This is a genomic window from Catellatospora methionotrophica (assembly GCF_011297335.1).
GTDB lineage: Bacteria > Actinomycetota > Actinomycetes > Mycobacteriales > Micromonosporaceae > Catellatospora > Catellatospora methionotrophica.
On sequence record NZ_JAAOTJ010000001.1, the window covers coordinates 321,769 to 336,446 of the forward strand.

General features: G+C 71.5%; 13 protein-coding genes. 6 read left to right on the forward strand and 7 right to left on the reverse strand.

Features of this window, described 5'->3' with window-relative positions:
* Position 1: 1 nt before the first annotated feature.
* Positions 2 to 436, reverse strand: a complete 435-nt coding sequence (locus HAV40_RS01510; protein WP_166378205.1) for a nitroreductase family deazaflavin-dependent oxidoreductase — start codon at positions 434 to 436, stop codon at positions 2 to 4.
* A gap of 236 nt (positions 437 to 672) precedes the next feature.
* Between HAV40_RS01510 and HAV40_RS01515 the strand changes: the two genes are divergently transcribed.
* Positions 673 to 3,030: an FdhF/YdeP family oxidoreductase gene (locus HAV40_RS01515; protein WP_239086266.1), complete on the forward strand. Its 2,358-nt coding sequence runs from the start codon at positions 673 to 675 to the stop codon at positions 3,028 to 3,030.
* An 8-nt stretch (positions 3,031 to 3,038) separates the two neighbouring features.
* On the opposite strand, the gene HAV40_RS01520 is transcribed toward HAV40_RS01515, so the two are convergent.
* Positions 3,039 to 3,410 carry a winged helix-turn-helix transcriptional regulator gene (locus HAV40_RS01520; RefSeq protein ID WP_203671301.1) on the reverse strand — a complete coding sequence of 124 codons (372 nt, stop codon included), beginning with the start codon at positions 3,408 to 3,410 and terminating at the stop codon, positions 3,039 to 3,041.
* A 175-nt stretch (positions 3,411 to 3,585) separates the two neighbouring features.
* On the opposite strand from HAV40_RS01520, the gene HAV40_RS01525 reads away from it, so the two are divergent.
* Positions 3,586 to 4,059: a VOC family protein gene (locus HAV40_RS01525; protein WP_166378207.1), complete on the forward strand. Its 474-nt coding sequence runs from the start codon at positions 3,586 to 3,588 to the stop codon at positions 4,057 to 4,059.
* Positions 4,060 to 4,232: 173 nt separating this feature from the next.
* Here HAV40_RS01525 and HAV40_RS01530 read toward each other — a convergent pair whose 3' ends face one another.
* From HAV40_RS01530 to HAV40_RS01540, 3 genes are all read right to left on the reverse strand, one after another.
* The gene (locus tag HAV40_RS01530; protein ID WP_166378209.1) at positions 4,233 to 4,727 is read right to left on the reverse strand and encodes a GNAT family N-acetyltransferase; all 495 of its coding nucleotides are present in this window, start codon (positions 4,725 to 4,727) and stop codon (positions 4,233 to 4,235) included.
* Positions 4,728 to 4,781: 54 nt separating this feature from the next.
* A complete protein-coding gene (locus HAV40_RS01535; RefSeq protein WP_166378211.1) occupies positions 4,782 to 6,095 on the reverse strand; it encodes a diaminopimelate decarboxylase family protein in 1,314 nt (437 codons plus the stop codon).
* Positions 6,096 to 6,241: 146 nt separating this feature from the next.
* Positions 6,242 to 7,351 carry a hypothetical protein gene (locus HAV40_RS01540; RefSeq protein ID WP_166378213.1) on the reverse strand — a complete coding sequence of 370 codons (1,110 nt, stop codon included), beginning with the start codon at positions 7,349 to 7,351 and terminating at the stop codon, positions 6,242 to 6,244.
* Positions 7,352 to 7,449: 98 nt separating this feature from the next.
* On the opposite strand from HAV40_RS01540, the gene HAV40_RS01545 reads away from it, so the two are divergent.
* The gene (locus HAV40_RS01545) at positions 7,450 to 7,824 is read left to right on the forward strand and encodes a PadR family transcriptional regulator (RefSeq protein ID WP_166378215.1); all 375 of its coding nucleotides are present in this window, start codon (positions 7,450 to 7,452) and stop codon (positions 7,822 to 7,824) included.
* Positions 7,821 to 9,191, forward strand: coding sequence for a permease prefix domain 1-containing protein (locus HAV40_RS01550; protein ID WP_166378217.1), 1,371 nt, complete (start codon positions 7,821 to 7,823; stop codon positions 9,189 to 9,191). Before HAV40_RS01545 ends, HAV40_RS01550 begins: the two co-directional genes overlap by 4 nt.
* Positions 9,192 to 9,266: 75 nt before the next feature.
* Here the strand turns inward: HAV40_RS01550 and HAV40_RS01555 are convergent, their stop codons facing one another.
* Positions 9,267 to 9,893 (reverse strand): LysE family translocator, encoded by a 627-nt coding sequence (locus HAV40_RS01555; RefSeq protein ID WP_166378219.1) that lies wholly within the window; start codon positions 9,891 to 9,893, stop codon positions 9,267 to 9,269.
* A gap of 70 nt (positions 9,894 to 9,963) precedes the next feature.
* Between HAV40_RS01555 and HAV40_RS01560 the strand changes: the two genes are divergently transcribed.
* Positions 9,964 to 10,911: a LysR family transcriptional regulator gene (locus HAV40_RS01560; RefSeq protein ID WP_166378221.1), complete on the forward strand. Its 948-nt coding sequence runs from the start codon at positions 9,964 to 9,966 to the stop codon at positions 10,909 to 10,911.
* 9 nt (positions 10,912 to 10,920) lie between these two features.
* Here HAV40_RS01560 and HAV40_RS01565 read toward each other — a convergent pair whose 3' ends face one another.
* Positions 10,921 to 12,924, reverse strand: coding sequence for an amylo-alpha-1,6-glucosidase (locus tag HAV40_RS01565; protein ID WP_166378223.1), 2,004 nt, complete (start codon positions 12,922 to 12,924; stop codon positions 10,921 to 10,923).
* A 252-nt stretch (positions 12,925 to 13,176) separates the two neighbouring features.
* On the opposite strand from HAV40_RS01565, the gene argG reads away from it, so the two are divergent.
* Positions 13,177 to 14,619: an argininosuccinate synthase gene (argG, locus tag HAV40_RS01570; protein WP_239086284.1), complete on the forward strand. Its 1,443-nt coding sequence runs from the start codon at positions 13,177 to 13,179 to the stop codon at positions 14,617 to 14,619.
* Positions 14,620 to 14,678 lie beyond the last annotated feature (59 nt).

Sequence of the window (14,678 nt, forward strand, 5' to 3'; positions counted from 1 at the left end):
GTCAGGCCGGGTCGAGGACGAACACCGGGATCTCGCGGGTGACCTTGCGCTGGTAGTCGGCGTAGGTCGGGAACGCCTGGACCGCCCGGTCCCACCACACGCGGCGCTCGTCACCGGTGGCCAGCCGGACCGTGTACGCCCGGCGCACCGGGCCGTCCTGGAGCATGACGTCGGTGTGCGCGACGAGATTGTGGTACCAGTCGGGGTTGCTCGGCCGGCCGCCGACCGACGCGACCAGGGCGTAGCTGCCGTCGTGCTCGACCCGCATCAGCGGGGTCTTGCGGATCTTCCCGGACTTCGCGCCCCGCATCGTCACGACCACGACGGGCTTACCCATGATCGTGGTGCCCTTCGTGCCCCCGCTGGACTCGTAGGCCTCGACCTGCTTGACGGACATGTCCCAGGTTCCGGGCACGTACTCCCCTGTCAGCTCCATTCGTCACACCTTAGGCGAACCGGCCGCCGGGTCGCGATCGGCGGCGACCGACTGCCAGGAGGCGTCGGCGGCCGGAGAGATGCCTGGCGGGCGGCGGTACGGCAGCGTTTGGCAGGACTGCGTCCGTTTTCACCATACAGTACATTAGATGGTGAATTCAGTCTTTCCTGAAGTCAGGTGTGCGTCGGCTGCGGCCCTGATCTGGTGGATAGGTCACCGCGAGGAAGGTCGAGCCCATGGCACCGTCACCGGAACCCGCAGCAGACGCCGAGCAGCTGATGATGGGCGCCGTGCCCGGAGCCGCCGCGCTCGGGCGCGGGCCGGTCCCGGACGGCGACTACTCCCGGCACGAGTACCACCACCCGGCCGCGGGCTGGGGCGCGGCACGCAGCGTCGGCAAGGTGCTGCTGCGCTCCCCCGAACCGGTCGAGGGCGTGAAGGCGCTGCTGGTGATGAACCACGAGGACGGCGGTTTCGACTGCCCCGGCTGCGCCTGGCCCGACGACCCGACCGGGCTGCGCCTGGACATCTGCGAGAACGGCATCAAGCACGTCACGTGGGAGATGGCCCCGCCACGGGCCGACCGGCAGTTCTTCGCCGCGCACCCGGTCGCCGAGCTGATGAACTGGACCGACTACGACCTGGAGGCCGTGGGGCGGCTCGCCGAGCCGATGACCTACGACCCGGACACCGACCGCTACGTCCCGATCTCCTGGGAGGACGCGTACGCCATGGTCGGCACCACGCTGCGCGGCCTGGGCAGCCCGAACGAGGCGGCGTTCTACACCTCCGGGCGGCTGAGCAACGAGGCAACGTTCCTCTACCAGCTGTGGGTACGCGAGTTCGGCACGAACAACCTGCCCGACTGCTCGAACATGTGCCACGAGGCCAGCGGCCGGGCGCTGCAGGCAGCCATCGGCTCCGGCAAGGGCACCACCGACCTGGAGGACTGGGAGCAGGCCGACGCGATCTGGCTGATGGCCGACAACGCGGGCAGCAACGCGCCCCGCATGCTGACCTGGCTCGCCGAAGCCGACCGGCGCGGCGCGACCCTGGTGCACATCAACCCGCTGATCGAGGCCGCGTCGCGGCGCACCATCGTGCCGCACGAACTCGTCGACATGGCCACCTTCCGCACCACCCGCACCGGGACCAGGAACGTGCAGGTCAACATCGGCGGCGACCTGGCCCTGTTGCGCGGGGTGGCCAAGGCCGTGTTCGAGGCCGCGGACGGCGACCCGACCGTGCTGGACCGGGAGTTCATCGACAGCCACACGTCCGGCTTCGAGGACTACCGGGCGGCCGTCGACGCCACGTCGTGGGCCGACATCGTGCGCGACTCCGGGATCACCGAGGTCGACATCCGGGCGCTGGCCGGGTCGTACATCGCCTCGCAGCGCGTCATCATCGCCTGGTGCCTCGGGCTGACCCAGCACGAGCACGGCGTCGACACGGTCCGCGAGATCGCCAACGTGCTGCTGCTGCGCGGCAACATCGGCCGCCCCGGCACCGGGCCGTCGCCGGTGCGCGGGCACAGCAACGTGCAGGGCAACCGCACCTGCGGCGTCAACCACCGGCCACCCAAGGCCTTCCTGGACCGGCTGGCCCAGGCGTGCGGCATCGACCCGCCGCGCGAGCACGGCCTGGGCACGGTGGACGCGATCGAGGCGATGCGGCGCGGCGAGCTGAAGGTGTTCGTCGCGATGGGCGGCAACTTCGTGCTGGCCGCGCCCGACCTGCCGCGCACCTTCGAGGCGCTGCGCAACTGCGACCTGACCGTGCAGGTCAGCACGAAACTGAACCGCAGCCACCTGGTACACGGGCGGCGCGCGCTGATCCTGCCCTGCCTGGGTCGGTCCGAACGCGACATACAGGCGGCCGGGGAGCAGGGCGTCACCGTCGAGGACTCGATGGCGATGGTGCACATCTCGTTCGGGATGAAGGACCCGGTGTCGCCGCACCTGCGCTCGGAGTGCGCCATCCTCGGCGGGATGGCGCAGGCCACCCTGCCGGACAGCCGTACGCCGTGGCAGGACTACGTCGACGACTACGACCGGATCCGCGACATCATGTCCCGGGCGCTGGAGGGGTTCGAGGACTTCAACGCCCGCGCCCGCCGCCCGCACGGCTTCCGGCTCGACCAGCCCGCCCGCGAGCGGGTGTTCCTGACCCCGTCGGGCCGGGCGGAGTTCTGGACCGGGCCGCTGCCCGACGACGTCGACCCCGGCGAGGGCCGCCTGACGTTGACGACGGTCCGCTCGCACGACCAGTTCAACACGACGATCTACTCCAATGACGACCGTTACCGCGGCGTGAAGGGCCTGCGCACCATCATTTTCATGAACGCCGACGACATGCGGGCGCGCGGGCTGGCCGAGTTCGACCTGATCGACGTGACCAGCTTCTCCCGCGACGGCTCGCAGCGCACCGTGTACGGCTACCGGGCCGTCGAGCATCCGATCCCGCCGGGCAACGCGGCCGGGTACATGCCGGAGCTGAACGTGCTGTGCGGGCTCGCCGACACCAGCACCCAGAGCGAGCAGCCGGTGACCAAGCACCTGGTCGTCGAGGTGACCAAGCAGGCGACCGCCTGACCTTCTCGTTACTGCGGAGAGCCGAACACGCCAGGGTTGCGGGCGGTCCAGTCGAACAGCGGCTGCAGGGCGTCCATCAGCTCGACGGCACGCGCCGTGGGCGAGTACAGGATCTGCACCGGGGTGGTGGGGATGACCTGCCGCTCGATGAGTCCGTGCTGTTCGAGTTCGCGCAGGCGCTGGGTCAGGACGCGGTCGGAGATGCCGTCGGCGAACGCGCGGTAGTGCCCGAACCGGCGTGCGCCCCGCCGCCCGGCCAGCATGATCATGCCCACCCAGCGGCGGCCCAGCAGCTCCAGGACCGGCTGGAAGCCGCGGCACGCCGCGTCGCTGGCGCCATGGTGGTCGGGCACGTACGCGGAGAGCCTGGCAGTCGTCACTTACCGATAGTAAGCAGCTAACCGGGGTCTGCCCACCCACCCGAGCCACGCCAGGCTGGATCGGTTCGCCCGCACCGTGGACCGGGCTGACGCAGCGGCTCTTGACCTGAACCTGACTTGAACTTCTAGGTTGCGTTAAGGGCCGCGACAGCCGCTGCCCACCGAGGAGGCACCGATGACCGCGCAGACCGAGATCCCCGACCGCTACCGGTATGCCGTGATCCCGCACATCATGGTCGACGACGCGGCCGCGGCGATCGACTTCTACCAGCGGGCGTTCGGCGCGACGGAGGACATCAGGATCGGCGCGCCCGGCGGCGGCATCCTGCACGCCGAGGTCACCATCGGGCGGTCGGTGCTGATGCTCGGCGACGCCAGCGTCGAGGAGGCCGAAGCCGGCTCGTTCGCCGCGCCGACGGCACTCGGTGGCGGCACCTCGGTCACCCTGCACGTGTACGTGCCGGACGTGGACAGCCTGGCCAGGCGGGCGGAAGCGGCCGGTGCCGTGATCCTGCAGCCGCCGACGGACATGTTCCACGGCGACCGCACGGTCATCCTCCGAGACCCGGCGGGCCACCTGTGGGTGTTCCTCACCCACCTGGAGGACGTGTCGGAGGAGGAGCTACACCGCCGCATCGGCCGGGGGTGATCCGGCTGCCGTGCCCGGCGTCGACAGAGCGAGCCCGGCCGAGCGGTCACCTACATTGCGTAGGATCGTTTCGGCTGGCGCTCGTTGTGCGATATGTGGCGGGCTCGGTCGAGAACTATCTCGCGCCGCACCCGGAGATGCTCAACGAGTGATCCACCGACAGGTGCTCACGGTCAGCGGTCGAGCGCCTTCGCCATGATCTGTTCCCGAAACACCCCGTCCGGCATCAGGTCACCGGGTTCAGCGGTGAGCTGGAAGCCGTGGCGTCGGTAGAGCGCGGCGGCGGCATCGTTGCCGTCGGCCACGGCCAGTTTCAGCACGTCCGCGCCGCCCTGCCGGGCCCAGGCCTCGACCGCCGCCAGCAGCCGGTCCGCCACTCCCCGGCCTCGGGCGGCCGGAGCCACCCACATCGAGATCAGCTCAGCCACGGCCCGGTCGTCGGTCGGCACGCCGCCGGCCATGCCCGACGGGCGGCCGTCGAGCGTCGCCACCAGGTTGTACGAGCCTGGGATGGCGAGCCGGGCCCGCCACCGCTCGGGGCGGTCGCCGTCGCCCTGCCAGTCCGCCAGCCGGGACCCGAAGGCGTACGGCGCCTCCGTGAGCGCGGCGAGCCGCAGTTCCCGCCAGACGGGCCAGTCGTCGGTGGTCAGCACCCGAAGTTCGATCACGGGAGCAGCCTGCCCGTGCGGCGGTGCGCCCGCCACCGCTTTACCCCGGCCCGGTCATGCGGCGTCCCGGCGCAGGATGTCGTCGAGGGTCTCCCGGCGTACGAGCAGCCGTGCCCGACCCTCGCGGACCGCGATCAGGGGCGGGCGGCCGACCAGGTCGTAGTTCGACGCGAGCGGGAAGTGGTACGCGCCGCAGCCGGGCACCGCGAGCAGGTCACCGGGCCGCAGGTCGCCGGGCAGCGGTTCGTCGCGGACGAGCACGTCTCCGGTCTCGTCGTGGCGGCCGACGACCGTCGTCGGCACCGTGTCCGCGTGGCTCGGCCGTCCGACCAGGACGGCGGTGTAGCGGGCGCCGTACAGCGCGGGACGCGGGTTGTCGCTCAGGCCGCCGTCGACGGCCACGAGCTGGTGGCCCGGCTCGTGGCGTACGGCCAGGACGCGGTAGAGCGCCACGCCCGCGCGGGCGACGACGGCCCGGCCCGGGGTCACCGACAGCCGAGGCCGTGGCACTCCCGCGCGGTCGCAGGCCAGGGACAGCACCCGGCGCATCCGGGCCGCGAACGGGTCGACGGGCAGCGTGCTGTCCTGCCCCGGGTGCGCGACGGCGAACCCGCCGCCGAGGTTGATCTCCTCGATGCGTACGCCGTGGGTCCGGCGCAGTTCCGCGCAGGCGGCGATGAGCTGGGTGATCGCGTGTTCGTAGCCGCCGAACTGGGCGAGCTGCGAGCCGAGGTAGACGTCGAGCCCGGCGAGTTCCAGCAGCGGGCTGGACGTGATCTCGTCGACGAGCGCGGCGAGTTCGGCCCCGGCGGTGGGCACGCCGAAGCGGTCCTCGCTCGGGCAGGCGGGCAGGCCCGGCGCGGTGAAGCCGAGCTGCGCGGGCAGCAGCCGCAGCATGACCCGCTGCCGCAGCGGCCGCCGGGTGCAGGTCAGCCGGGCGATGTCGGCGGCGGACTCGATGACGACCCGGCCCGCGCCGCGCGCGTCGACGTCGCCGTGCACCACGATGCGCTCGGGCGGGAAACCGGCGGCCAGCGCCAGGCGCCACTGGCCGGTGGAGTACACGGCCAGGCCCAGGCCGGCTTCGTCGATCCAGCGCAGCAGGCCACGGCTGAGCAGTGCCTTCGCCGCGTAGTAGACCTGCGCGGGGCCGAACGCGGCGGCGTACGCGGTGCAGCGTTCCCGGACGTCGGCCTCGTCCAGGACGTAGGCGGGCGTGCCGTACTCCTGCTCGATCTCCACCAGCGGCACGCCGCCGACGCTGAGGCCCGCGCGCCCGTGGGCGGTGGTGAGCGGCCACAGCTCGCGGTCGACTCCACGGGGCGGCAGGGACGAGCGCAGGGACGGCAGGACGTCGCCGAGGGTCATCGCGAACCCTCCGGCGGCAGTGCGGGGTGGCTCAAGGGCGGCCTGGTCGTTGTCACGCCACCATGACATCCGGCCCGGACGCCTGCACGCCAGGGCCTTGACGCGATCACTACGGCGGCGGCCCGTTTCTTGACGCGGCGGCGGCGTCAGCTGTCCCGCAGCCGGGCGACCAGCTCCCCGGCGCGCCGCCACCAGTACTCGTAGCGTCCCGGATACAGGTCGTTCAGCGCGTTCAGGCGCTCGTACGCCTCGGCGGCGTAGGCCGGGTCGTCCTCGGCGTCGCCGATGAGCAGGCACACGTTGGCCAGCGAGCCCGCGACCAGCGCGGGAGCGCGCTCGGCGTACTCCCGCAGGATCGGCTCGGCCTGCCGCGCGGAGCGGGCGGCGTCCGCCCGGCGGCCCTGGGCCAGCAGGACCTCGGCCTCGGTGGACAGCGGCATCGCCCAGCGGCGGCGCTGGGCCGCGGTGGCCGGTTCGCCGTCGACGTCGCGCAGCACGGCCATCGCCGCGCCGACCTCGGCCAGGGCCTCGTCGAGGCGGCGCATGCGGGTCAGTGTCGTGGCGTGGTTGGTCAGCGCGGTGGCCAGCAGGTGCCGGGCGGCGCGGCCGGTCTGCGTACGGGCGAGGTCGATCGCCTCGGTCTCGGCGGCCTCGGCTTCGGCGAAGCGGCCGAGCAGGGTCAGCGACGTGCCCCGCAGCACCAGCAGCTCGATCTCGATCTCGGGGTGGCTGCGCGGCGCGGCGGTGCGCAGCACGTCGAGGGCCTGGGCCAGCGGTGCGAGGGACTCGGCGGTCCGGCCCAGGTCGCCCAGCGCCGCGCCCCGGTTGAGCAGCAGCGGCACCTGCCCCACCGCCGACAGCACCTCCGGGGCGGTCTGCTCCAGCTCGGTGAACAGGGCCAAGGCCTGCTCCCCCGCTGCCAGGCTCTCGGCGGCGAGGCCCAGCTGGCGCAGCACGAAGCTGCGCAGCGACATGAGTTCGGCGCCGAGCACGTGCACCATCTCCGAGCCCTGTACGGCGGCCGAGCGCCAGACCTGCTCGGCGGCGTCGAGTTCGGCCAGCGCGGCGGGCCGGTCCGGTTCCTGCTGCACGGCCAGCCAGCGGGCCATGCACAGCCGTACCCAGACGAGCAGGGTCGCGCCGTCGTCGCCGTCGGCGGCGTACCCGGCTTCGAGTTCGCGGGCGAGCCGGAGCGCCCCGGCGTGGTCACCGAGGCTGGCGAGCCGCTGGGCGGAGATGAGGGGATCCTGCTGCACCCGCCCAGCCTGCCACATCATGATCGCCGAGCCGGGATTGCACCGGCCGACACCTAGATCTAGTATGCATAGCAGTTCTAGGTATAGGCGGTGTCCTCGTGCACATCACGAAAGATCTCGTCGCGGCCTCGGCGACCCCCCTCGTGCTGGGCATCCTGGCCGAGGGAGAGAGCTACGGGTACGCGATCCTCAAACAGGTCAACGAGCTGTCCGGCGGGCACCTCGAATGGACCGACGGCCTGCTCTACCCGCTGCTGCACCGGCTGGAGCGGCTCGGCCACGTCGAGGCGACCTGGCACACCCCGATCGAGGGGCGGCGGCGCAAGTACTACCGCATCACCGAGCAGGGCCTCGGTGAGCTGGCCGAGCAGCGCCGCCAGTGGGCGGCCGTCGTGGAGACCCTGCGGGGCGTGTGGAACGCGGGCGCGGCGCTGCGCCCGATCCCCGCGCCGAACTGGGGGGTGACCGGATGACCGTGGACAGCAACAGCGACCTGGAGCAGCAGATCGCCGAATGGCGGGCGTACATGCGCCGCCGCCGCGAGCTGCACCAGACCGACGCCGAGGAGCTGGAGGACCACCTCCGCGACCGGATCACCGAGCTGACCTCCGCCGGGCTGCACCCCGACGAGGCGTTCCTGATCGCCGTCAAGCGCATGGGCAGCCTCGACGAGCTGTCCCGCGAGTTCGCCCGCGAACACTCCGAGCGGCTGTGGAAGCAGCTCGTGCTGACCGGCGACGACGCCGCCACGGCGAGCACCGGCAAGCGGCGCGACCTGCTGATCATGATCGCGTTCGCGGCGGCGGCCGCGCTCGCCATCAAGGCGCCCGCCCTGTTCGGCGTGGACATGACCGACGACGACAGCGGCTTCTACCTGCGCAACATGGGGCTGTTCGCGCTCGCGCCGCTGGCCGCCTACTTCGCGTGGCGGCGCGGCCTGAAGCCGGGGCTCATCGCCGTGCTGGCGGGATTGTTCGCCCTCGGGGCGGTGGCCGTCAACGCGTACCCGATGGGCATGGACACGCAGACGATCGTGCTGAGCACGATCCACCTGCCGATCGCGCTGTGGCTCGTGGTCGGCGTCGCCTACACCGGCGGCGAGTGGCGCTCGGACCGCAGGCGGATGGACTTCATCCGGTTCACCGGCGAGTGGCTCATCTACTTCGTGCTCATCGCGCTGGGCGGCGGCGTGCTGACCGCGTTCACCGTGAACATCTTCTCGGCCATCGGCATCGACGCCGAGACGTTCGTCGGGACGTGGCTGGTGCCCTGCGGCGCGATGGCCGCGATCGTCGTCGCGGCCTGGCTGGTCGAGGCGAAGCAGAGCGTCATCGAGAACATGGCGCCGGTGCTGACCCGGGTGTTCACCCCGCTGTTCACGGTCACGCTGCTGGTGCTGCTGGGCGCCATCGCCTGGACCACCAACGGCATCGACGTGCAGCGCGACGTGCTCATCATCTTCGACCTGCTGCTGGTCGTGGTGCTCGGCCTGGTGCTGTACTCCATCTCCGCCCGCGACCCGGCGGCCCCGCCCGGTGTCTTCGACAAGCTGCAACTGGCCCTGGTGGTCGCCGCGCTGCTCATCGACGTGCTGGTGCTGGCCGCGATCACCGGCCGGATCACCGAGTTCGGGTTCACCGCGAACAAGACCGCCGCGCTCGGCGAGAACCTGGTGCTGCTGGCCAACCTGGCCTGGTCGGCGTGGCTGCTGCTCGGATTCGTCCGCGGCCGGCTGCCCTTCGGGCGCATGGAGCACTGGCAGACCCGCTACCTGGCCGTGTACGCGGCCTGGGCCTGGGTCGTGCTGCTGGTGTTCCCGCCGCTGTTCCGCTTCGCCTGATCAGGGGCGATCTACGAGACGGCGCGATGCCCCTTCGGGCCGCGCCGTCTCGTATGTGCCACCGACTGTGCGTGGTCATCCGCCCAGGGCCACCGCCGCGCCCAGGCACAGCAGGGTGCCGCCGGTGAGCAGTTGCAGTCCGCGGTGTACGGCGGGCTTCGACACCAGCGTGCGGCCACGGTTCACCGTCCAGGTGAACACGACGTACCAGGCGGCGGTGACCAGCGCCCACAGCGCTCCCAGGGCGACGCTGGAGGCGAAAACCGGCCCGTCGTGCGTGACGAACTGCGGCAGCAGCGAGATCGCGAAGACCCCGGCCTTGGGGTTGCCGAGGTTGGTGGCGAGCCCGGCGGTGTACGCGCCCCAGTAGCCCGTGGTGCGGACTCCCGCCGACGGGCTGGGATCGAACGCGGGGCGGCGGCGTACGGAGCGCAGGGTGCTGAGGCCGAGCACGGCGAGCACGACGCCCCCGGCCACGCGCAGCGCCTGGTAGGCGTGAGGGTTGGCGAGCAGGACGGCCGACAGTCCCGCGGCGGCGGCCACGGTCCATGCGAGCAGGCCGGTGCAGGTGCCCGCGATGCTGGCCCAGGCGGCACGGGGTCCGCCGTGCAGGGTCTGGCGCAGCATGAGCGCCTGTCCCGCGCCGGGCAGCATGGCCAGCAGCCAGGTGGTGCCGATGAACAGCGGAAGATGCGTGGGCATGGCTCCACGATGGCAAACCGTCGGCCTTCAGAGAAGTTAAAGATCAAGCCCTCTGACTTAAGATTCGTGTATGCCACCGGGGCCTGACACCTTGCGACTGCTGGCGCTGATCGGCCGCCACGGTTCGCTGGCGGCTGCCGCGCAGGCGCTCGGCCTGACGCCCGCGGCGGTGACGCAGCAACTGGCCAGGGCCGAGCGCGACTGCCGAGCGCCCCTGGTGCGCCGCGGTCCACGGGGAGCGAGCCTGACCGAGGCGGGCATGATGCTGGCCGAGCACGGCCGCGTCGTCGACGAGGCGGCCGCGAGCGCCACTGCCGCACTCGACGGCCTGCTGGGCCGGCTGTCGCTGCGGCTGCGCATCGGCGCGTTCCAGGCGGCGGCGCTGCGGCTGCTGCCACCAGCGCTGACGGCCCTGCGGCACCGCTATCCCGACACCGACCTGTCGATCATGGACATCACCTCCGATCGCGGCGTGGACGCGGTCGCCGCGGGCGAGATGGACGTCGCGGTCATCGCGGCGTGGGATCAGCCGCCCGTGCCGCCCGGCCACGTACGGCTGCATCCGCTCCTGATCGACCCGATGGTCGCCGTGCTCCCCGACGACCACCCGCTCGCCCGCGACGCCGCCGCGCCCGCGATCGACCTGGGCAGCCTGCGCGACGAGGCGTGGGTGACGATCCGTGCCGGTCACGCGGCACGGGCCCAGTTCGACCGGGCGGCCGCCGCGGCGGGCTTCGTGCCACGGGTGCGGTTCGAGACCGAGTCGTACGACGTGGCGCAGGCGTTCGTGGCCACCGGAGTCGCCGTGGCCCTGGTGTCGCGCCTGGCCCTGAGCCGCCTGCCGGGGACCGTCCACCGTGAACTGACCGGATCGGGGCTGAGCCGCAGCATCCACGCGGTCACACTCGCCGAACACGGCGTGACGCCCATGGTGGCGACGTTCCTGCGGCTGCTACACGACGTCACCGGGGACCTCACCGCATCGTGGCCGGGCACGAGTGCGGCGGGAACGGACTAGCCGCCCGCGTCAGATCTCGATGATGTGCCGACCGCCGCGGAAGGGCACGTTCTCCAGGCGGACCGGGCCGTCGAAGCCCGCCGGGCGCTCGGCTGAGCGCAGCGTCGCACCGTCGGCGTCGAGGCCGAACAGGGTGCGCAGCACCATCAGCACCGAGCCCGCCGACCAGGCCTGCGGCGAGGAGGGCGTCGGATACTCCACCGGCTTGTCGCCCTTGCGGTCGAAGCCCGCGAAGACCTCGGGCAGCCGGTAGCCGAACGCGGCGGCGGCCTCCATGAGTTTGAGCGCGAGTTCGGCGGCCTCGGCCCGGTGACCGTAACGGCGCAGGCCCTCGGCGATGATCGCGGTGTCGTGCGGCCAGACGGTGCCGTTGTGGTACTCGATCGGGTTGTAGCCGTGGTCGGCGCTGGACATGGTCCGGATGCCCCAGCCGGAGGACATCTTCGGGTCGAGCAGCAGCGCGACGGTGGCCTCGGCGTGCTCGTCGTCGACGATGCCGCTCCACAGCAGGTGCCCGATGTTCGAGGTGGCCGCGTCGACCTGGCGTTTGCCGCCGTCGAGGGCGAGCGCGAAATGGCCGCGCTCGGCGATCCAGAAGTCCGTGTTGAACCGCTCCCGTAACGCGGCGGCCTCATGTTCGAGCTGGTCGGCGAAGGCCGGGTCGTGCCAGACGTCGCGGGCCAGACGCGCGGTGCGTATCCGCGCGTCGTAGGCGTACCCCTGGATCTCGCAGGTGGCGATCGGCGGCTCGGCGACCTTGCCGTCGGCGAACATGATGGAGTTCCAGGAGTCCTTCCAGCACTGGTTGACCAGTCCCTGCGACGACCTGGTGCGGTATTCCAGGTAGCCGTCGCCGTCGGGATCGGCCGGCCCGCGCATCCAGGCGACGGCGGCGCGCGCCGCCGGTTCCAGGCGGCGGACCAGGGCGGTGTCGGCGGTCCAGCGCTCGTACTCGTCGAGCAGGATGAGGAACAGCAGGGTCGCGTCGTGGGTGCCGTAGTAGGGGCTGTGCGGGGTGCGGCCGGTGAAGGTCAGCTCGCCGTGCCGGAGCTCGTGCGGGATCTTGCCCGGGTCGGCGTCGCGGAAGTCGTCGGACGCCGTGGCCTGGACCATGGCCAGGGCTTCCAGGGTGGTGGCGGCGAGCCGCGGCTGGAACGGCAGCGCCTGGAAGGCGGTGATGAGGCTGTCCCGGCCGAACAGCGCCATGAACCAGGGCGCGCCCGCAGCGGGCACCGAGTGCTCCATGCCGCGCAGCGGGTGGAAGCGCAGCGCGGCCAGGTCCATCAGGGCGTGCCGGTACGCGTGCCGGGCCGGGTCGAAGATCGTGTGCAGGACGGGGGCGTCGTCCAGCCACTGCTGCATCGTCTGCGGCATGTCCGGCTCCAGCTGGCCGAACCCGCCGTGCCCCACCCGCAGCTCGTGCTCGCCGTCGTTGTCGGTGCAGGTCACGTCGATGCAGGTGGTCCAGGAGCCGCGGGCGGGCAGCCGGATCGCCCAGCGGATGCCGCCGGGGTGCAGGTCACCGGGCTCGGTGAAAGAGACCTTCGTGGCGCGGGTGAAGCCGTCGCGGTGATACCCGAAGGTGATCGTGTCGGGGCCGACGGCGGTGGTCACCGGCCGGGAGCCGATCTTGGCGTCCTTGACCTCGAAGACGTCGGCGAAGTCCGCGCCCAGCGACAGCTCCAGGGTGAGTTCCCGCTCCTGGTCGCTGTAGTTCTCCAGGTGCAGATCCTCGTGTACGCCCGTCGCGACGATGCGCTCGCGCCACAGGGACAGGGTCGGGTTCACCCCGACGCTCACCGAGGGCAGGGTCGCCGAGATACGCGCCGAGTAGTACTGCGGGGTGTCGAAGCTGAGCAGGTGGAACTCGGCCCCGTCGATGGTCAGCCGCCACGTCGACAGGTGCCGGGTGTCGGCGAAGTACAGACCGTCCTCGGGCCCGTCGGTGTCGCCCAGCCCGTTCGTGGTGAAGAAGGTGCTGCCGTCGAGCAGTGCCAGCCGTGCCTGCGACATCGCTCCCACCAGCCCTCGGTCGCTCCCGTTCACAGGCTAGACCGCCCGGGGCGGGCAGCCGGGCCGGTCGCCGCAATCGCCGCGCGGCCGAAGCCCCAGTTCCACAAGGAAGATCGCCGTTTGCGGTCGAAACCTCGCGTTCAGCCACAGGTTTCGACCACAAGCCGCGATCTTCGCCGCAGAACGTCACTCCACCGAGGGTCAACTTGCATAGTCATACGGCGGTGTGCATATACTTTGCAGGTGTCCAAGGTGCTAACGTCCCTTCCTGTCGGTGATCACGTCGGAATCGCCTTTTCCGGCGGCCTCGACACTTCAGTAGCTGTCGCGTGGATGCGCGAAAAAGGTGCCATTCCATGCACCTATACCGCAGACATCGGCCAATATGACGAACCGGACATCGCTTCGGTGCCCGGCCGCGCCACCGCCTACGGCGCGCAGATCGCCCGGCTGGTCGACTGCCGCGCCGCCCTGGTCGAGGAAGGCCTCGCGGCGCTGGCCTGCGGCGCGTTCCACGTCCGGTCCGGCGGCCGCGCCTACTTCAACACCACCCCGCTGGGCCGCGCCGTCACCGGCACCCTGCTGGTGCGCGCCATGCTCGACGACGGCGTGCAGGTCTGGGGCGACGGCTCGACCTTCAAGGGCAACGACATCGAGCGGTTCTACCGCTACGGCCTGCTGGCCAACCCGTCGCTGCGGATCTACAAGCCGTGGCTGGACGCGCAGTTCGTCAGCGAGCTCGGCGGCCGCAAGGAGATGTCGGAGTGGCTGCTCGCCCGTGACCTGCCCTACCGCGACAGCACCGAGAAGGCGTACTCCACCGACGCCAACATCTGGGGCGCGACGCACGAGGCCAAGTCCCTGGAGCGCCTGGACACCGGCATCGAGATCGTCGAGCCGATCATGGGTGTGCGGTTCTGGGACAGCACCGTGCAGATCGACGCCGAGGACGTCACGATCGGCTTCGAGCAGGGCCGCCCGGTGACCATCAACGGCAAGGAGTTCGGTTCCGCCGTCGACCTGGTCCTGGAGGCCAATGCCATCGGCGGCCGGCACGGCCTGGGCATGTCCGACCAGATCGAGAACCGGATCATCGAGGCCAAGAGCCGGGGCATCTACGAGGCCCCCGGCATGGCCCTGCTGCACGCCGCCTACGAGCGCCTGGTCAACGCGATCCACAACGAGGACACCGTCGCGGCGTACCACAACGACGGCCGCCGCCTCGGCCGGCTGCTCTACGAGGGCCGCTGGCTCGACCCGCAGTCGCTGATGCTGCGCGAGGCCCTGCAGCGCTGGGTCGGCTCGGCGATCACCGGCCAGGTGACGCTGCGGCTGCGGCGCGGGGAGGACTACTCCGTCCTCGACACGACCGGCCCGTCGCTGAGCTACCACCCGGACAAGCTGTCCATGGAGCGCACCGAGGACTCCGCGTTCGGCCCCGTCGACCGCATCGGCCAGCTGACCATGCGCAACCTCGACATCGCCGACTCGCGCTCCAAGCTGGAGCAGTACGCGCAGCTCGGCATCGTCGGCGGCAACTCGCACCTGCAGGTCACCGCCGCCGTACAGCCCGGCCCGCACCAGCTGATCGGCGTCCTGCCCGAGGGCGGCGCGGACACGATCGCGTCCCGGGGCCACGCCCCGACCGACGACGAAGCCCTCGACAACGCCGCCATGGAGTCGGGCACCGACTGATTCAGGCGAAGGAAGGGCACCTTCTTAACGCTCCCGCGTTGTGGAAGGTGCCCTTCCTT